At 69.6% G+C, this 17,781-nt stretch carries 17 protein-coding genes, 1 tRNA gene and 1 pseudogene; 5 read left to right on the top strand and 14 right to left on the bottom strand.

What is annotated here, in order from left to right:
- Positions 1 to 248, top strand: a pseudogene (locus F1721_RS08780) ((Fe-S)-binding protein); the annotation flags it as partial.
- 105 nt (positions 249 to 353) lie between these two features.
- Here F1721_RS08780 and F1721_RS08775 read toward each other — a convergent pair.
- Entirely contained in the window at positions 354 to 2,585 is a 2,232-nt protein-coding gene (locus F1721_RS08775) for a tetratricopeptide repeat protein (RefSeq protein ID WP_170301403.1), read from the bottom strand.
- A gap of 118 nt (positions 2,586 to 2,703) precedes the next feature.
- On the opposite strand from F1721_RS08775, the gene F1721_RS08770 reads away from it, so the two are divergent.
- Positions 2,704 to 3,651, top strand: a complete 948-nt coding sequence (locus tag F1721_RS08770) for a sigma-70 family RNA polymerase sigma factor (protein WP_150066031.1) — start codon at positions 2,704 to 2,706, stop codon at positions 3,649 to 3,651.
- Positions 3,652 to 3,745: 94 nt separating this feature from the next.
- Here the strand turns inward: F1721_RS08770 and F1721_RS08765 are convergent, their stop codons facing one another.
- From F1721_RS08765 to dcd, 3 genes are all read right to left on the bottom strand, one after another.
- Positions 3,746 to 4,885 carry an epoxide hydrolase family protein gene (locus F1721_RS08765; protein WP_150066030.1) on the bottom strand — a complete coding sequence of 380 codons (1,140 nt, stop codon included), beginning with the start codon at positions 4,883 to 4,885 and terminating at the stop codon, positions 3,746 to 3,748.
- Positions 4,886 to 5,068: 183 nt separating this feature from the next.
- A complete protein-coding gene (locus tag F1721_RS08760; RefSeq protein ID WP_150066029.1) occupies positions 5,069 to 6,478 on the bottom strand; it encodes a sugar porter family MFS transporter in 1,410 nt (469 codons plus the stop codon).
- Positions 6,479 to 6,678: 200 nt separating this feature from the next.
- Complete coding sequence (gene dcd / locus F1721_RS08755) at positions 6,679 to 7,260, bottom strand: dCTP deaminase (RefSeq protein ID WP_150066028.1); 582 nt, start codon at positions 7,258 to 7,260, stop codon at positions 6,679 to 6,681.
- Positions 7,261 to 7,340: 80 nt separating this feature from the next.
- Here dcd and F1721_RS08750 point away from each other — a divergent pair.
- Positions 7,341 to 7,411 (top strand) — tRNA-Gly (locus tag F1721_RS08750).
- Positions 7,412 to 7,920: 509 nt separating this feature from the next.
- On the opposite strand, the gene F1721_RS08745 is transcribed toward F1721_RS08750, so the two are convergent.
- The 6 genes from F1721_RS08745 to F1721_RS34935 form a co-directional block, all read right to left on the bottom strand.
- Positions 7,921 to 8,817: a DUF4231 domain-containing protein gene (locus tag F1721_RS08745; protein ID WP_246154542.1), complete on the bottom strand. Its 897-nt coding sequence runs from the start codon at positions 8,815 to 8,817 to the stop codon at positions 7,921 to 7,923.
- Between the two features lie 95 nt (positions 8,818 to 8,912).
- The gene (locus F1721_RS08740) at positions 8,913 to 9,425 is read right to left on the bottom strand and encodes a mycothiol transferase (protein WP_150066027.1); all 513 of its coding nucleotides are present in this window, start codon (positions 9,423 to 9,425) and stop codon (positions 8,913 to 8,915) included.
- Complete coding sequence (locus tag F1721_RS08735) at positions 9,422 to 9,757, bottom strand: tRNA-binding protein (protein ID WP_150066026.1); 336 nt, start codon at positions 9,755 to 9,757, stop codon at positions 9,422 to 9,424. The genes F1721_RS08740 and F1721_RS08735 overlap by 4 nt, the downstream gene beginning before the upstream one ends.
- A 97-nt stretch (positions 9,758 to 9,854) precedes the next feature.
- Entirely contained in the window at positions 9,855 to 10,253 is a 399-nt protein-coding gene (locus F1721_RS08730) for an SSI family serine proteinase inhibitor (RefSeq protein WP_170301402.1), read from the bottom strand.
- Positions 10,254 to 10,372: 119 nt separating this feature from the next.
- Entirely contained in the window at positions 10,373 to 11,083 is a 711-nt protein-coding gene (locus tag F1721_RS34940; RefSeq protein ID WP_246154541.1) for a hypothetical protein, read from the bottom strand.
- 67 nt (positions 11,084 to 11,150) lie between these two features.
- A complete protein-coding gene (locus F1721_RS34935; RefSeq protein ID WP_246154540.1) occupies positions 11,151 to 12,197 on the bottom strand; it encodes a GTP-binding protein in 1,047 nt (348 codons plus the stop codon).
- Between the two features lie 141 nt (positions 12,198 to 12,338).
- Here F1721_RS34935 and F1721_RS08720 point away from each other — a divergent pair, with 141 nt between their 5' ends.
- Together F1721_RS08720 and F1721_RS08715 are read left to right on the top strand one after the other, a co-directional pair.
- The gene (locus tag F1721_RS08720; protein WP_150066024.1) at positions 12,339 to 12,602 is read left to right on the top strand and encodes a hypothetical protein; all 264 of its coding nucleotides are present in this window, start codon (positions 12,339 to 12,341) and stop codon (positions 12,600 to 12,602) included.
- A gap of 22 nt (positions 12,603 to 12,624) precedes the next feature.
- Positions 12,625 to 13,062: a carboxymuconolactone decarboxylase family protein gene (locus F1721_RS08715; RefSeq protein WP_150066023.1), complete on the top strand. Its 438-nt coding sequence runs from the start codon at positions 12,625 to 12,627 to the stop codon at positions 13,060 to 13,062.
- A 49-nt stretch (positions 13,063 to 13,111) separates the two neighbouring features.
- Here F1721_RS08715 and F1721_RS08710 read toward each other — a convergent pair whose 3' ends face one another.
- From F1721_RS08710 to F1721_RS08695, 4 genes are all read right to left on the bottom strand, one after another.
- A complete protein-coding gene (locus tag F1721_RS08710) occupies positions 13,112 to 14,116 on the bottom strand; it encodes an LCP family protein (protein WP_246154531.1) in 1,005 nt (334 codons plus the stop codon).
- A gap of 298 nt (positions 14,117 to 14,414) precedes the next feature.
- Positions 14,415 to 15,629 (bottom strand): threonine--tRNA ligase, encoded by a 1,215-nt coding sequence (thrS, locus tag F1721_RS08705; RefSeq protein WP_150066021.1) that lies wholly within the window; start codon positions 15,627 to 15,629, stop codon positions 14,415 to 14,417.
- A gap of 491 nt (positions 15,630 to 16,120) precedes the next feature.
- A complete protein-coding gene (locus F1721_RS08700) occupies positions 16,121 to 16,720 on the bottom strand; it encodes an isochorismatase family protein (RefSeq protein ID WP_150066020.1) in 600 nt (199 codons plus the stop codon).
- 65 nt (positions 16,721 to 16,785) lie between these two features.
- Entirely contained in the window at positions 16,786 to 17,769 is a 984-nt protein-coding gene (locus F1721_RS08695) for a GlxA family transcriptional regulator (protein WP_150066019.1), read from the bottom strand.
- Positions 17,770 to 17,781: the final 12 nt, after the last annotated feature.

The raw sequence follows: 17,781 nt of genomic DNA, 5'->3' as shown, positions 1-17,781 counted from the left end.
TGGAAGAACGCATCGGCAAGCGCATCAACGTCGAACGCGTCGACGAAGCACTCGGCACCGCACCGTCGAAGATCGCCACCGGCTGCCCGTTCTGCAAGGTCATGCTCTCCGACGGCCTGACCGCCCGACAGAGCGAGAAGGTCGCCTCCGAATCCGTCGAAGTCGTCGACGTCGCCCAGCTCCTGCTCTCCGCGGTGAAACGCGGCGAGAACAAGGACACCGAAGACGCAGCTGCCGCCAGCAGCTGACGGTTCCACCGCGAGGGCCTCTCCAGACGCCTGGAGGGGCCCTCGGCTTTTCCGGAGTATCGACCAGCGCGGCCACCTCCGGGAGAGCCGCGCACGACGTGGACGTCAGCGCGCTTCAGGGGGAATCGGATCCGCTGCGTGCTCCTCGCCCAGCACAGCCTCGACCTCCACCAGTTTCCCCTGCTCCAGCAGCACAAGTGCGAGTTGGCCGCGCACGTCCAGGAAGTAGGGGTGGTCAACGCCCCAAACCCGGTCCGCCACCGCCAGGACAGCGAGCAGCTCCGACTCCGCGCGCTCCAGCTCGCCCCGGTCCGCCAGCACGCCCGCGAGGTTGGACCGGGTGATCAGGGTGCGGTGGTGGTCGTCGCCCAGGGTGTCGACCGCCCAGTCCAGCAGCTCGCGGAGCTCGGCCTCCGCCACCTCCAGCTCACCCGAAGCCCGCAGCACACCGGCCAGTTCGCTCCGCGTGGTCATGGTGAGGATGTGCTCCGCGCCGAGGGTTCGCCGACGCAGTTCGAGGACCTCCCGGTACTCCGCCTCGGCTTCCGCCAGCCGACCGCGGGCCCGCAACGCCCCGGCGAGGCTGTGCCGCATGCTCAGCGTTGTGGAGTCCGTCGCGCCTAGGGCTTCAGCCGCCAGCTCGGCCACCGCGCGGAATTCGGCTTCCGCCCGCTCCAGATCGCCGCGAGCGCGCAGCAGGTCAGCCATGTTGTGCCGCATGCCCAGCGTTCTGACGTCGTCCGCGCCGAAGACGGCGGGCACGGACTCCAGCGCGATGCGGAACTCCTCCTCCGCCGCAGCCAGATCACCCCGGCTGAGCAGCATCGCGGCGAGGTTGTTGCGAGTGCCCAGGAGGGTGCCGCGCACCTCGGAGCCCGTCTCCGGGAGTCTGGACAACGCGGTTCGCGCCAGGTCGATGCCGTGCAGCACGAGCCCGTCGGTGACGCAGAACCTGGTCGCCCGCTCGCACGTCAACGCGACCAGGACGAGCACCGCATCCCGCACCCCGTCCGGAACGTCGAGCGTTGACGCGCAATGCGGGAGCAGCAGCCGCCAGCGCGGCCACGTACCGGGATCGGTCACCTCGAGGTTCGCGGCCGCGGCCGACACGAGCGCGATCGAGTGCGCCGCGCTGTTCGCGCGTGCCTGCGGGCATCCGAGGTAGCGGTTCGTCTCGCGCACGACCGGGTGCAGGCGCAGGACCGGGTTTTCCGCGCCGTACGAGCTGTCGGAGGCCACCAGGCCCGCACCGGCCAGCGCTTTGATCACCGCGGCCAGGTGAACCGCGGTCATCCCGGCGAAGACCGGGGACATCGCCAGGACTTCGGTGCGGAGCACTTCCAGCGGGATCGGCGCGTCGGCGAAGTGGGACAGCAACCGCAGCAACGGGCGAGCGGTCGGATATCCGCGCTCGGCGAGCAGATCCAGCGACAGCTCCCAGGTGCGGTGCAGCGTCTCGCGTTCCGCCAGCGGGTACGGCGTCTCCGGGAGTTCCGTCACCTCCGGCCAGCGGTCGTCGAGCGCCGCCCGGTAGCTGGCGAAGTCCACCGGCAGATCGAGGCCCGGCACCTGCGGCATCGTTGCGACGACGGCCAGGTACTGACCCGCCAAGTGCAGCGCGAGCGGGAGCCCCGCCAGGCGTTGGGCGAGTTCACCGGCGCTCTCGGCTGAACCGGCATCGGGTGCGCGGTCGAGCAGCATCTGCGCGCCGTCCGCGACCGGCAGCGTCTCGATCGCGTGCAGCCGGACGAGGCCGCCCCAGGACTGCGGGTTCCCGTCGCGGCTCGTGATCAGCACGCCGCTGGTCGCGCGCAGCCAGCCGGTCTGCTCGGCGATCGGCCGCCCGGCCCCGAGCACGCGCACGTCGTCGGCGTTGTCCAGCACCAGCAACCACCGGGACCCGGTCCGGGCCAGCTGCCGCCACAGCAGGTCCGGGGCATGACCGCGCCCCTCCCACGCCTCGCGCACCTCCTGCGGGCTCGCGCCCGCGCGCAGCGCGACCTCGCGCAGCCCGTCGTGCAGGCTCCGCTCCGACGACGCGTCGACCCACCAGGTCTCCGCCCCGAGCTCCGCCGCCACCCGCTGCGCCACCGTCGTCTTGCCGTAGCCGCCAGCGCCGTGCAGGACGCAGCTCTGCCCGGCCCGCAGCTCCTCGACCACCTGCGCCACCAGGTCGTCGCGACCCCGCACGTCGTGCGTCAGCGCTGGTGGAGCCAGGGAACCCAGGCCCGGACCGGTGGTGCTGGCGTGGATGTGGACGTCGCCGTGGATGTGCCCGGCCTGCACCGCAGCCCCGACGTTGCCGCTCACCTCGTTGCGGACCGTTGGCTCCTGCATCCCACCCCCAAGATCAGCCCCAGGGTAGCCAGGCGCACACATCGAGTTGCGAATTCCGGCGTCATATGCCGTCGGCCGCCGCGTCCCGGTATCGACCGGAACCGGATGCGGAGGAATGATGGCCGAGACGCCCGAGGTCAGCGACGCCGAGTTGGTCGAGCTGGTCCGTTCCGGGGAGAAGGGCGCCTACGCGCAGCTCTACCAGCGGCACGTTCGGGCCGCCTACAAGACGGCGCGGCAGCTCTCGCGTTCCGACACCGAGACCGACGACCTGGTGTCCGAGGCGTTCGCCAACGTCCTCGACAGCCTCACCACCGGCGGCGGGCCCACCATCGCGTTCCGCGCGTACCTGCTGACCACGCTGCGGAACCTCGCCTACGACCGCTCCCGGACCGCCCGGAAGGTCCACCTCGTCGAGGACGTCCAGACCGTGGCGGGGCACGAATCGGTGGACCCCGTCGAGGACTCCGCGGTGGACGCGGCGGAGCGGACGCTCGCGGCGAAGGCCTTCGCCCGGCTCCCGGCGAACTGGCAGAAGGTGCTCTGGCACACCGAGATCAAGGGCCGGACGCCCGCCGAGGCCGCGCCGCTGCTCGGGCTCCGCCCTAACGCGGTGTCCGCGCTGTCCTACCGGGCGCGCGAGGGCCTGCGCCGGGAGTACTTGAACGCGCACCTGGCCGAGGTGTCCGACCCGCGCTGCCGGACGGTGATCAACCGGCTGGGCGGTTGGGCCCGCAACGCGCTGTCGAAGCGCGACGAGCTCATCGTGGAGTCCCACCTGCGCGACTGCTCCCGGTGCCGAGCGCTGGCCAACGAGGTCGCCGAGGTCAACAGCGGCATCCGCGCGATCATCGAGCCCCTGGTGCTGGACGAGGCCGAGCCGCCCGACGTCCCCCGGCGACCGCTCAGCCGGAAGGCGCAGCACCTCCCGCCCTGGCTGTTCCTCCTGCTCAGCGCCCTGGTCCTGGCCATCGCGATGGCCTTCGCCTGGTCTAACCCGGTGTCCCCGAGCAGCCAGCACGCCCGCACCCTGAGCGGAGCGGGCACCAACTTCGCGAGAAATTGACGTCCACCCGGCTCTGGCCGCAGGAGAAGTTCGGCCGCCCGGGGGTCGTGAGTGCTTTCTGGTGCCACAGCCCCAGAAAGCACTCACGCACCCATCACCGCAGCGACGCGAAGAACTCCCGCACGTCGCGGACGTAGACGTCCGGTTCCTCCATCGCCGGGAAGGTGCCGCCGCGGTCGTACTCCGTCCAGCGCACGACGTTGTTGATGCGCTCCGCGAACGGCCGCACCGGGGCGAGGACGTCCTTCGGGAACACCGCCACGCCGTGCGGGACCGTGCCGCCGGTCAGCTGCTCGATGACGCCTTCCGCCTCCGCCTTCCCCGAGTTGTCCGGGGTCTCCACGAACGACCGCGCCGCCGAGCCCGCCGTGTTGGTGAGCCAGTAGAGCATCACCGTGGTGAGGATGCGGTCGCGGTCGATCGCGTCCTCCGGGGTGTCCTCGCAGTCGGTCCACTCCTTGAGCACCCCGACGATCCAGCCCAGCAGCCCCGCCGGGGAGTCCGCCAGCGAGTACGCCAGGGACTGCGGCTTGGTCGACTGGATCAGCTTGTAGCCGTACAGCTCGTCGGTGTAGCGCTGCCACCGGGCCATCCGCGCGCGGTCGGCGTCGGTCAGCTTCGCGAACTCGTCGGGGTCGCCGGACGGGAAGGTGATCATGCCGTTGGTGTGCAGTCCGACCACCCGCTCCGGCTCGTTGATCGCCAGCGTGCGGGAGATCCACGTGCCCCAGTCGCCGCCCTGCAGGCCGTACCGCTCGTAGCCGAGGCGGCGCATCAGCTCCGCCCAGGCCCGCGCGACGCGCTCGGCGCCCCACCCGGTGTCGGACGTCGGCCCCGACAGCCCGTACCCCGGCAACGACGGGACGACCAGGTGGAACCCGGCCTCGGTGAGCGGCGCGATCACGTCCAGGTACTCCGCGACGGAGCTCGGCCAGCCGTGCGTGATGAGCAGCGGCAGCGCGTCCGGCCGCGGCGAGCGGACGTGCAGGAAGTGGATGTTCGCGCCGTCGATCTCGGTGGTGTGCTGCGGGAATTCGTTCAGCCGCGCCTCCTGCGCTCGCCAGTCGTAGTCGTCGCGCCAGTACTCCGCCAGCTCCCGCAGGTAGCCCAGCGGCGGGCCGTAGCTCCAGCCCGGTCCGGGGACCTCGTCGGCCCAGCGGGTGCGGGCCAGGCGCTCCCGCAGGTCGTCGAGGTCGCGCTGCGGGACGTCGAGGCGGAACGGGGTGATCGCCATGCGCACTTCCTTCCGTACTGTGTACGGTAACTAATACGCACAACCGGGCCGCGTTGTTCCCGGAACCCGGAAAAAATCTTCAACCGCAGGTCAGGCGCCCCGTCGCGGTGCGGCTGCCACAGGTCGCCGACAAACGACGAGGGCGGCCCCCGACCGGGGACCGCCCTCGCTCCAGGACCTGGGTCAGCTGCCCATCTCCTCCAGGGAGCGGCCCTTGGTCTCCTTCAGGTACTTCACCACGAACACCACCGAGATCAGCGCGAACGCGGCGTAGATGAAGTAGGTGACCGGCAGGTTCCAGTCCCGCATGCTCGGGAAGCTCACCGTCACCAGCCAGTTCGCGATCCAGTTCGTCGCGGTGCCGAGGGCCAGCGCGGCGGCGCGGATGCGGACCGGGAACATCTCGCCCAGCAGCACCCACATCACCACGCCCCACGACGCGGCGAAGAACAGCACGAACGCGCTCGCCGAGACCAGCGCCACCGCACCCCACTGGAACGGCAGCTGCGCCTCCTCGCCGACGACCTCGGCGAAGCTGAACGCCCAGCCGGTCACCGCCAGCGACACGGCCATGCCGACCGAACCGATCACCAGCAGCGGCTTGCGGCCGATCTTGTCCACCAGCGCGATGGCCACGAAGGTGCCGACGATGTTCACGATCGACGTGAACAGGCTCAGCAGCAGCGAGCTGCTCTCGTCGATGCCGACCGAGTGCCACAGCGACGACGAGTAGTAGAAGATCACGTTGATGCCGACGAACTGCTGCAGCGCGGCGATGGCCATGCCGACCCACACGATCGGCAGCAGTCCGAGCCGCCCGCGCAGATCGCTCAACCGCGGCTTGCGCTCCCCGCCGAGGGCGGCCTTGATCTCGGCGACCTTCTCGTCCGGGTCACCGGACTCGACCTGCGCCAGCACCTCGCGGGCCCGGTCGAGCTTGCCGACGGCCACCAGGTAGCGCGGCGACTCGGGAATGGTCGAGGCGACCACCAGGTAGACCACCGCGGGCACCGCGGCGGCCCCGAGCATCCACTGCCAGGCCTGCAGCGGCCCGAGCATCCCGGACGCGCTACCGCCCGCGGCCTGCGCCAACGCGTAGTTGACCAGCTGCGACACCGCGATCCCGAGCACGATCGCCAACTGCTGCAACGACCCCAACCGCCCGCGGTAAGCGGCGGGCGCCACCTCCGCGATGTAGGCCGGTGCGATCACCGAGGCGATGCCGATGGCGACGCCGCCGACCACCCGCCAGATCGCCAGGTCCCAGATCGCGAACGGCACGGCCGAACCGACGGCGCTGATGATGAACAGGACGGCGGCCAGCTGCATGACCCGGATCCGCCCGATCCGGTCGGCCAGCCCGCCGGCGATCCCGGCCCCGACCGCCGAGCCCAGCAGCGCGGAGGACACGGTCAGGCCGGTCAGCGCGGAACCGACGTTGAAGTGCTTCTGGATGGCGTCGACACCGCCGTTGATCACCGACGTGTCGTAGCCGAAGAGGAATCCGCCGAGCGCAGCTGCCCCGGCGATCATCACCACGTGCCCGAGGTGCTCGGTGGCAGCGCCCGAGGCACGCGACTGCATTGCGGACATCGAGTACTCCTGCTGCCCGCACGTCGACCGCTCCGTTGCGAATCGTTCCAGAACGTCGGGCGGAGGGGATCCTAAGTTCTGAACCCCCATCTTGCTTATTCGATTCAGGGTGAAGTAGCTCACCGTCACCGAAAGCGCAGGAAGTGCCAGGTGGCTATGACACCACCAGGTAAAACAAGATCAACAACGACCGCGCAGCGTCACCGCTTGGTCTCGGAGCGCTTGAAGTTCAGGTACGCCCGCGACGGCGTCGGCCCCCGCTGCCCCTGGTACCGCGACCCGGCCTCCTTCGACCCGTACGGGAAGTCGGCGGGGCTCGACAGCCGGAACAGGCACAGCTGCCCGATCTTCATCCCCGGCCACAACGTGATCGGCAGGTTCGCCACGTTCGACAGCTCCAGGGTGATGTGCCCGGTGAACCCGGGGTCGATGAACCCCGCGGTGGAGTGCGTCAGCAGACCGAGCCGCCCCAGCGACGACTTGCCCTCCAGCCGACCGGCCAGGTCGTCCGGCAACCGCACGGACTCGAACGTCGCCCCGAGCACGAACTCGCCCGGGTGCAGCACGAACGGATCGTCGTCCGGCGTCTCCACCAGCGAGGTGAGCTCGTCCTGCTGCTGCGACGGATCGATGTGCGTGTACCGGGTGTTGTCGAAGACCCGGAAGAAGCGGTCCAACCGCACGTCGATGCTCGACGGCTGGATCATGGCGGCGTCGAACGGATCGAGTTCGAGGCGCCCCTCGTCGAGCTCTTTGCGCAGGTCCCGGTCACTCAGCAACACGCCCACAGCGTATCGGGAGCCCGGTTACGATCTTCGCGCCCCACCGTGTTAGGCTGTCATCGCCTCGAACAAGAGGTAACGCGGATGTAGTTCAATGGTAGAACATCAGCTTCCCAAGCTGAGAACGCGGGTTCGATTCCCGTCATCCGCTCGGAGCTGGGAGCCCCGTGTCCACGGAGAGCGCGGACCGGGGCTCCTCGCCATTTCATTGGGGGGTTCGAACCCCCCAAACCCCCCACGGCGCGGGGGTCGCCTCCCGAGTGCTCCCTGCGATGAGTGCCGTACCCGGCCTGGGCTGCCGACCAGCCTTCTGCCGAAGCAGCAGCGCGGAGTAGCTGGGGCGTGGCACGGGCCGTCTCCCGGTGAGTTCTTTGCGGCGAGTGCTGTACCCACCTTGCTTATTGACCAGCACTCACGAGGCACCGGGACAGCCGCGGCGCGGCCTGACGTGGAAGCTACGCCACCACGCCACCAGAACTCCCGTGATCAGCGCCTTGCCTTAACCTTGGCACCCGCCAGGAATTTTATCTATCCAGAACAACCCCTACAGCTTTGGGAACGAATCGCGCACGAGTGGAATCCGCGGTACGTCTCACCACCTTCGCCTGGCGAACTCCTGAGAAGCACCAAACCAGCAGACCATAACCAAAATTCCAAGAGTCACGCGTACTCGTCGCGTTTCACCTCGACCGGCTGATCAAGTTGTTGCTGGCGCTTATTCTGCTCGTCACGAAGGGATTCAACCGTGGATGCGAAGTTCATATAAGCTTTCCGCTCGTCCATATTGGCATACTTGCCGACACGCAACTCCACGGACTCAACCTCGCGCTCGATGGCGTCCGCAGTCTGCTGCAGGTTGAAACTACGCTCCCTATACTTAAAGTAACCAGTGAACCCCGCCGCTAGCCCGACTACCGCACTGATTCCAACCGCAACCCATCGAACCTCCGCAAACGAAACCGAAGCAGTTGTCACTGCGGAAGTAAGCACAGAGCCGATGATGATCACACTCTGTAGGCGATTGTGCACCTTCCTGTACTTGTTCGCCTCGTCCCTGTACTGCGAGATCACTTCTGGCAGCTCGTCCCTGTAGCGCTTCTGTTCTGCCAGGACCTTGTCGACGTCGTCGCTACTCGAACCCGGATAACCCCTTTCGCTTTTAACTCGCCTATACACTATGTGTATCTTGCGTATCGTTACACGAATCTTCCTAATGGTTCTGTACTGCCGATAGATCAGCACCGGCGAAACCGCCAACGACGCCACAACAAGGACAGCCAGCAGATTTTCCCAGCCTTGAATCCAAGCTGGCTTCCAGATCATTCCCATAAACAGGAATGCCAGCATCGCGACGCTCGCGATGATCAACCACAGTATGGATATCTTGCGCCAGAGCAGCTTCAAATCAAGAAGCTCTTCCGCGTCAATTATCCTACTTTTGATATGATCCAAGTTCCACGAGGTGCTGTCCGAATCAGAGAGCCGAGCAAGCTTGGCCAGAGGACGACCCTCTTGAAACTTACTTACCTTGTCCCTTAAATTTCCCCACAGCGACACACTTGGATCGTATTGCTCACAGGAAAATCAAACGCCGTCCAGTAGAGTGAAACTTTCAAGGTGGGCACGACCCCACAGGGCTGGTCCGGTCCTTGTCACTCGCCGGTTTGTGCGTGGGCTTGTTCTGTGACGATGTCGAGGTGGCCTAGGTGGCGGGCGTACTCCTGGAGGAGGTGGAAGAGGATTCTCTCCAGGGTTGCCGGTTCTGCTCCTCGCCAGCGGGGGCCCGGTTGGCCGCGCTCCGACAGATCCGTCGTCGTGATGACCGTTGTCGTGTGGTGGCCTTGGGCTTGGAGGTTTTGCAGGAGTTCTTCGGCGGTTTCCGAGGGGTCTACGTACCAGCGGTCGTCTTTCCGGTCTCCCCAGGGGTTTTCGGTCCTCCTGCCTTGGAAGCCCCACTCGATCCAGCGGAATTCCACGTAGGTCAGGTGCTTGACCAGTTCCAGGGGCGTCCAGCCGGAGGGGACTCGGCTGGTGCGGAGTTCGTGCTCCGGCAGGGAGCGGATCTTGTCGATCACTCGGGAGCGGAAGAAGTCCAGGTAGCCGATGAAGACCTCGGCGCGGGAGTTCGCGGGGTTCGTCGGCTCCGGGAACGGGAGGGGGCTCACAGGAGGCGGGTTCCGTTGGGGACCGGGTGGGTGAAGCCCGCCAGGACCACGCTGCCGTTCTCGTCGTGGGCCCCCGTCACCAGGACCTCCGACTTCACGCCCGCGATTCGCTTCGGGGCGAAGTTGCAGACGCACAGGACCTGGCGGCCTCGCAGGTCTTCCGGGGCGTAGTGGTCCGTGATCTGGGCGCTGGAGGTCTTCACGCCGAGGTCGCCGAGGTCGACCTTCAGGACGTAGGCCGGTTTGCGGGCCTTCTCGTTGGGTTCCGCTTCGACGATCGTTCCGACGCGCAGCTCGACCTTCTCGAAGTCGGACCACTCGATCTCCGGCACCGGGCACCTCCCGCTCGGATCTCCTCGCTGCGCGCAGCCTACGCGGCGGCGAGAAGCCGCGAGTTCGCGGTTCTTCGCCGCCGGTCGGACGTCCGGGTCAGAGGTCGAAGACCACGCCCGTCTCGTTCTTCATGGCGCAGGCGTTGGGGTAGCTCTTGGTGTAGCTGACCACGTTGCCGCGCCACTTGCCCTCGAGCTTCGCCGTCACCGGCAGGTACTCCAGGGTGCAGGCGCGGGCCAGGTTCACGTTCATCCGGCGGAAGTCGCCCTGGACCAGTTCGAGGTCGCTGCAGGCCTTCTGCGCGAACTTGTGCGCACCGCCCGCCGGGTGGCACTCCAGGATCGTCGTGCGCTGCACCGAGGAACCCTCGGTGTTCAGCGAGAGGTGGAGCACGCTGGGGAGTTCACCCTGCGCCGGGGCCGTCGTCGCGGAGGCCACCGCGGCTCCGGCGATCAGGGTGGCGGCCAGCAGCACTCGGCGGATCTGCTTCAGCAAGACTGTTCCTTCGCTCGTCGGGGACGCGGAAAGCACCCGTTTCCGCTGACATTTCCGGGTGAAACGGGTGCGACGCTAATGGACTACCTGGCGTAATTTCGGTTAGCCCAACAGGGCGATCACGTTGGTCGGTCGCCATCCGGACGGGACCACCAGGTGCCTTCACCGCGTGACAGATCCGGCAGCCAGAGCTGGATCTCGGGCACCTCGCGCGCCGGGACCGAGCCCCGGATCGACCACGCCGCTCCCGCCTGGACCACCTCCGCGATCTCCGCGCGGTGGGTGCTCAGCCGCGCTGTGGTCTCGGCCAGCACGTCCAGCGGGACCTCCAGCTCGAACTCGTGGCACGGCTCGTAAACCCGCGTGCCCGCCTGCTCCAGCGCGCGGCGCAGCACCAGCGGCACCAGGCCGCGGAAGTCGGCGGCCGTGCTCACCGGGCCGACGAAGCCGGAGCGGGTCATGGTCACGGCGCAATCCGTCACCGCCCAGCCTTGCGGGCCGCGCGCCATCGCGGCGTGCACCGACTCCTCGACCGCGCGGTGGAACGCGAGGGGCAGTGCGCCCAGCTCGGTCTCGTGGTCGAAGACCACCCCGGTCGGCCGTCCGGTGGGCGCCACGCGGAGTCCGATCGTCGCCCAGAAACCGCTCGGGCCGGGCGCGCGGTGGCCCATCTCCTCGACCGCTTCGCCGACGCCGACCGGTCGTTCCAGGAGCACCACCCGGCTCGGTTCGAAGACCGCCGCCACGCCGAAGTCGTCGGCCAGCGCGGACGCGATGATCTCCTTCTGCACCTCGCCGTGCAGCAGGACTTCGGTCGCCCCGCCGGGCAACGACCTCGCCTCGATCAGCGGGTCCTGCTCGGCCAGCTGCTGCAGCGCGGCGTGCAGCCTCGGACCTTCACCGGGTTCGCGCGCGGACCACGGTGCGCAGGGTCGGGCGGGTGAACCGGGGGCTCGGCACGTCGCGGTCGCCGAGCCGGTCGCCGATGCGGATGCCGGGGAACCCGGTGATGCGGCCGATGTCGCCCGCCACCATGCGGTCCGCCGCGCGCCCCACCACCTCCAGCCCGGTGAGCTGACCGGTGAGTTCGGTGCCGGGGTCCCGGCGGAAGGTCACCCGCTGGCGCGCGGTCAGCTCACCGGCGAACAGCCGCAGGTAGGCGGTCTTGCGGCCGGACCGGCGCTCGATCGCGAAGATCGTGCCCTGCGGGGTCGTGCCCGGATCGTGCGCGGGCGGCAGCAGTTCGGCGATGCCGCCGATCAGCGCGGGGACGCCTTGTCCGGAGAGGGCCGATCCGAAGAACACCGGGTGCACCGCACCGCGCGCGGTCTGGTCGGCGAGCGCGGCGCGCAGTTCGGCGGGCGTCGGCGGCGGGCCGTCCACCACGCGCGCGAGCAGTTCGTCGTCCTGCTCTGCGAGCACTTCCGCGTCCAGCGGTGTTGGAACCGCGCGGGCGTCGGGCGTGCCGATGTCGTGCACCTCGCTCATCGCGACCACCGGCGCGTGGCGAGCCACCTCCGCCAGCAGCTCGGCCGCGCGGGCACCCGGCCGGTCGATCTTGTTGACGAACACGAGGGTCGGCAGCCGGAGCTCGCGCAGGACGCGCAGCAGGACCCGGGTCCTGGCCTGCACTCCCTCCACTGCGGACAGCACCAGGACCGCGCCGTCGAGCACGCCGAGCGCGCGCTCCACCTCCCCGGCGAAGTCGGAATGACCGGGGGTGTCGACGACGTTGACCTGGGTGCCGCCGACGGCGAAGGACACCACCGCCGATCGGACGGTGATGCCGCGCTGCCGCTCGACCGCTGCCGTGTCCGTCCGGGTGCTGCCCGCGTCGACGCTGCCCAGGCGGTCGGTGACGCCGGTGTCGAACAGCAGGCGCTCGGTCAGGCTCGTCTTACCCGCGTCGACGTGTGCCAGGATTCCGATGTTCAGGATGCGCATGGTCCTCGAAGTGCTCGTTCCGCTGGGGAAGTCGGGGCATTTCGAGGAGTCGGCGCATGGGTTCCTCCGCCGCTGGACGACCGGTCGCCGGACAGTTTCCGCGCGTCGGCGCGGGAGGGCAATCGAATTTCAGGGGGACGCGTGCGGTTGACCGAGGAGTGGCCGGAGCACCGGCCTGCCGTGTTCGGGGTGGTGTTGCGGGTGGGTCGGCAGTGGTCGCTGAACCGGGTCGACATCGTCGAGGTCGGCGGCGAGCCCGCGCTGGTCGCCTACCGGGACGGCCGCGTCCACAGCGTCGACACCATCTCCGTCGCCGACGGCCGGATCAGCGCGTTCCGGCGCCAGCTCAACCCGCGGAAGCTGCGCGCGGTCACGTTCGCGCGGTCCGAATCGTCTCCCTGGTGAACGCTTGATGGGAGAGGAAACCATGGCACGACTGGATCTCGGCAAGACCGCCCCCGAGCCGTACGCGGGGTTCAAGCAGGCCGACGCGGCGCTGCGGAAGGGACCGCTGGACGAGACCGTGCGCGAGCTGGTCAAGATCCGGGTGTCGCAGATCAACGGCTGCGTGTTCTGCGTCGACATGCACAGCCGGGAAGCGCTGCGCACCGGTGAGGACCAGGACCGGCTGCTGCAGCTGCCGGTGTGGCAGGAGTCGGAGCTGTTCGACGAGCGGGAGCGGGCCGCGCTCGCCTACGCCGAGGCGGTGACCCGCCGCGAGCACGTCACCGACGAGCTGTGGGACTCGCTGCGCAAGGCCTTCCCGGACGAGGCCGAGCTCGGGCACCTGGTCGCGCAGGTCTCGCTGATCAACGCGCTGAACCTGATCGGGGTCCCGCTGGAGATGAAGCCGCCGCGCCGGTGAGCGGTCGTGAGTGGGAAAGCCGCCTCCAGCCGGTTTTCCCACTCACGACTCACTCGACGATCAGGTCCTCGCGGATCGGCTGGTCGTTGTTGACCGCTTCGAACAGCTCACCGGCCTTCTGCTTGTCCCAGCGGTGCGCGGAGGCGTCGGTGACCGGGACCGTCGTGGTCACCACCCCGCCCGAGGAGATGCCGCGCATCGCCCACGCCAGCGACAGCAGGTCGCCGGGGCCGTCCGGTTCGAGCATGGTCAGCGCTCCCGCGCCGCGGTCGGCGAGGGCGTAGGTCCGGAACGGGTTGATCAGGGTGCCGAAGCTCGACGCCTCCTCGACCAGCGCGCCGATGAACTTGCGCTGGTTGGCGACGCGGTCGAGGTCCGAGCGCGGCGTCGCGTCGCTGTAGCGCATGCGGACGAACGTCAGCGCCTTCTCGCCGTCCAGGGTCTGGCAACCGGCCTGCAGCGTCTGGCCGGTCTTGGTGTCGTGCATCTCCCGGTCCAGGCACAGCTCCACACCGCCCACCGCGTCGACCAGCCCGGCGAAGCCGCCGAAGCCGATCTCCGCGTAGTGGTCGATCCGCAGCCCGGTCGCCTGCTCCACGGTCTGCGCCAGCAGCTCCGGGCCGCCGAGGGCGAACGCCGCGTTGATCATGGTCCGGCCGTGGCCGGGCACCGGGACCTGGGAGTCGCGCGGGATGCTGATCAGCGTCGGCGGGGTGCCGTTGTCCGGCACGTGCGCGATCATGATCGTGTCCGTGCGCTGGCCTTCGGCCTCGCCGACGTGCAGCGTCTCGGCCGTTTCCGGGTCGAGGCCGTCGCGGCTGTCGGAGCCGACGACGAGCCAGTTCGTGCCCGCGCCCGCGGCCGGGCGGCCCGAGTAGTCCGGGAAGGCGCTGATCCGGTTGATCGACGAATCGACGTGGAACCAGAGCCATCCGCCGAACACCAGCGGGAGGAGGACCAGCACCAGCAGCACCAGGCCCTTGCGGCCCCGCCGCCGACGCGGTGCGGGCCCCCGGACGTGAGCCGGTGGCGGTGCGCCCCAGTCGTTCCGCATGCGTTGGGTGTTCATACCCGTCCAGACGTCCCACGGCGCTTGCGGTTGCCACCCCTCCCGGAAAAGGGGCGCGCTACCGTGCCCGGCCGTCACCGAAGGCGTTCCAGGTCGGCGACGAGCCGCCCTTGCACCTGTCCGAGGCGCTCGGCCACCGCTGGACGACCGTTCGCTTGGCCGACCTGCTGCGGCAGGCCGGGTTCACCGTGACGGCCCGCTGGAGCGCGAGGCCGATCCGACCGAGCGCACCCCGCAGGCGCACGTCCTGGCCCGCCGCAGCTGACGGTCCATCCACTTTGGACTAACGCCAGAGGTCGGTGCTGCGGCTGGTGATGAGGTCGGTGATGCGGGCCAGGAATTCGGCGGCTGGCTGGGGATCCAGGCGGCGGCCGTCGCGGAGGCGGGCGGAGACCAGGCCGTCGGCGGCCTCCTTCGCGCCGATCACCAGCTGGTACGGCACCAGGCGCGCTTCTCGGACGCGAGCGCCGAGACTTCCCCGGCCGGGGGCCGAAACCTCCGCGCGGAGGCCTCTTTCCAGGCACTGCTGGGCGAAGCGCTGCGCGTGCGGCAGTTCGGCGTCGGAGACGGGCAGCACCGCGAGCTGGGTCGGGGCCAGCCAGGCCGGGAAGGCACCGCCGTGCCTCTCGACGAGGTGGGCGACAGCCCGCTCCACGCTGCCGATGATGCTGCGGTGCACCATGACCGGGCGGTGCTTGGCGCCGTCCGCGCCGGTGTAGTGCAGGTCGAACTGCTCGGGCTGGTGGAAGTCGACCTGCACGGTGGACAGGGTCGACTCGCGGCCCGCGCTGTCGGCCACCTGCACGTCGATCTTCGGGCCGTAGAACGCCGCCTCGCCCTCGACGGCTTCGTACTCCAGCCCGCTGCGCTCCAGGACCTCGGTCAGCAGCGCGGCGGCGCGGCTCCAGTTCTCCGGCGCGGCAACGTACTTCCCGCCCTCGCCCGCCAGCGAGAGCCGGTACCGGGCCGGGCGGATGCCCATCGCGGCGTAGGCGTTGCCGATCATCTCCAGCGCGGCGGAGGCCTCGTCGGCGACCTGGTCCAGGGTGCAGAAGATGTGCGCGTCGTTGAGCTGGATCGCCCGCACGCGGGTCAGGCCGCCGAGCACCCCGGACAGCTCCGAGCGGTACATGCCGCCGAGTTCGGCCATCCGCAGCGGCAGCTCCCGGTAGCTGTGCGAGCGGGACCGGTAGATGACCGCGTGGTGCGGGCACAGGCTCGGGCGCAGCACGACCTGCTCGCCGCCGAGGTCCATCGGCGGGAACATGTCGTCGCGGTAGTGCGCCCAATGGCCGGAGATCTCGTACAGCTCGCGCTTGCCCAGCACCGGGGAGCTGACGTGCCGGTACCCCGCCCGCCGCTCGACTTCGCGGACGTACTCCTCCAGGGCGTGCCGGACGACGGCGCCGTCGGGCAACCAGTACGGCAGCCCGGCGCCGATCAGCGGGTCGGTGTCGAACAGCCCCAGCTCGCGGCCGAGCTTGCGGTGGTCGTGCATGGTGGTCTCCTCACCGGGATGAGGCGGGTGACCACACGACGAAGCTCCGGGGCACCCGCCCCGGAGCTTCGGAAAACAGCAGTCAGCGCGCCGGGACGTCGTCCGGCGTCGTAGTCAGACCAGCGCGCTTCACGACGACGACGTTAGCAGAGCCCCTCGGCGGGCTGCGACGGGTTTTTGCAGGTGCGGCGCTCTTGGGCTGGCACCTCGGGGATCGTGGTGATACCCGGGCAACGCCGAGGAGACGAGGTGCGGTTGTGGAGGGGGCTGGTTTCGGGTTCGAAGCGGTGGGTGGTCGGCTTGGGGAGGCTGCGATTTCAATCGAAATTGCAGTCGTCACCACTCCTCGGACGGCCGTGATACCGGGCTGGCCTCGGTGAGGTCTGCCAGCTCGTTCGGCGACGCGGGCATGTCCGCCAGTGTCGACCCCACCGGAACGGTCCACATCGGACGCTCGGGGCGCGGCAGGAGTGCCGCGCCCCGCCTGCGGTTCAGTCGCGGAGGGTTTCGACGGTGGGGACGACCAGGCCGAACAGGTCGTTGATCGTGGTCAGGGCCGCGGTCTGGAGGGCCGCGGAGGGCACGGGGGTGCCGTCCGGGGCCGGGAGGGCGCGGGTGGCCGTCGCCTCGGCGACGACCGTGGGCCGGTAGCCGAGGTTGAAGGCACCCTGGGCGGTGAAGGTGACGCACATGTGCGTCATGAAGCCCGCCAGCACCAGGTCGCCGCCGACGTCGAGGTCCTGCAGCGTCTTCTCCAGGTCGGTGGCGTGGAAGGAGTTGGGGAACTGCTTGACCACCACCGGCTCCCCGCCGATCGGCGCGACCTCGTCGCTGATGGCACCGATGTGCGCGCGGATGTCGTAGGGCGAACCCTCGCCGCCGTCGTTGATGACGTGGACAACCGGCGTCCCCGCCTCTCTCGCGCGCTCCAGCAGGCGAGCTGCCGCGGCCAGCGCTTCCTCCGCGCCGTCCAGGGCCATGACCCCGGTGCGGTAGGTGTTCTGGACGTCGATCAGGATCAGCGCGGACTCGCTCAGCCGCGGCGGCCGGGGGTCCAGGCCGATCACGTCGCGCAGGGTCTTGGATGTCATGGAACGTCCTCTCGTGAAATGGGCATGCGAAGTAGTCCCCGGGTGCCGGGGGATGCTCGGCGAGGTCAGGCGGCTGGGGTGCGGAAGCGCCTGCGGTAGGCCGCCGGGGTGGTGGCCAGCTGGCGGCGGAACGCCCGGTGCAGGGTCTCCGCCGACCCGAGCCCGGCGGCCGCCGCGACCTGGTCCAGCGGCAGGTCGGTGGTCTCCAGCAGGCGGCGCGCCAGCTCGACGCGGGCCGCTTCGACGTAGCTGGCCGGGCTGGTGCCGGTCTCCTGCTTGAAGACGCGGGCGAAGTGCCGCTCGCTCAGGCACATCCGGTCGGCCAGCGCCCGCGCGGACAGGTCCGCGTCGAGGTGGTCGGCGATCCACACCCGCAGCTCGTCGATGTCCCGGCGACCGGCCGGTCGGCTCAGCGGCACGGAGAACTGGCTCTGCCCGCCCTGCCGCTTCAGGTACATCACCAGGTGCCGGGCCACCGCCAGCGCGGTCTGCTCGCCCAGGTCCTCGGCCACCAGGGCCAGCGCCAGGTCCAGGCAGGCGCTGATCCCCGCCCCGGTCCACAGCCGACCGCAGTCGGTGCGCACGAAGATCGGGTCGGGGTCGACCGCGACGTCCGGGTGCTCGGCGGCGAGCTGGGCGGCGGTCGACCAGTGGGTGGTCGCCGTCTTCCCGTCCAGCAGCCCGGCCGCGGCCAGCACGTGCGCTCCCACGCACACCGACGCGACCCGCTGGGCGTGCGCGGCGGTCTCCCGCACCCACGCCACCACCTCGTCGTCGATGCGGGCGACCGGGCCGTCGTCGGTCATGTCGACCGCGCCCGGCACCAGGAGCGTGTCCACCTCCGCGCCGACGTCGGCGAACGCCGCGTCGGCGACGATCCGCACCCCGGCCGACGTGCGGACCTCCCCGGCGACCGGCGCGGCGAGGCGCACCTGGTACCCGGCCCCGGCCTCCCGGTTGGCCAGCGCGAAGACCTCGGCCGGGCCGGTGACGTCGAGCAGGTCGACATCCGGGAAGACCGCGATGACGACGCGGTGCGGAACGGACATGAACCCATCCTC

It is taken from the genome of Saccharopolyspora hirsuta (genome assembly GCF_008630535.1).
Taxonomy (GTDB): domain Bacteria; phylum Actinomycetota; class Actinomycetes; order Mycobacteriales; family Pseudonocardiaceae; genus Saccharopolyspora; species Saccharopolyspora hirsuta.
The sequence above is the reverse complement of the archived record's forward strand: the minus strand, read 5'-3'. Positions and strand labels throughout refer to the sequence as shown.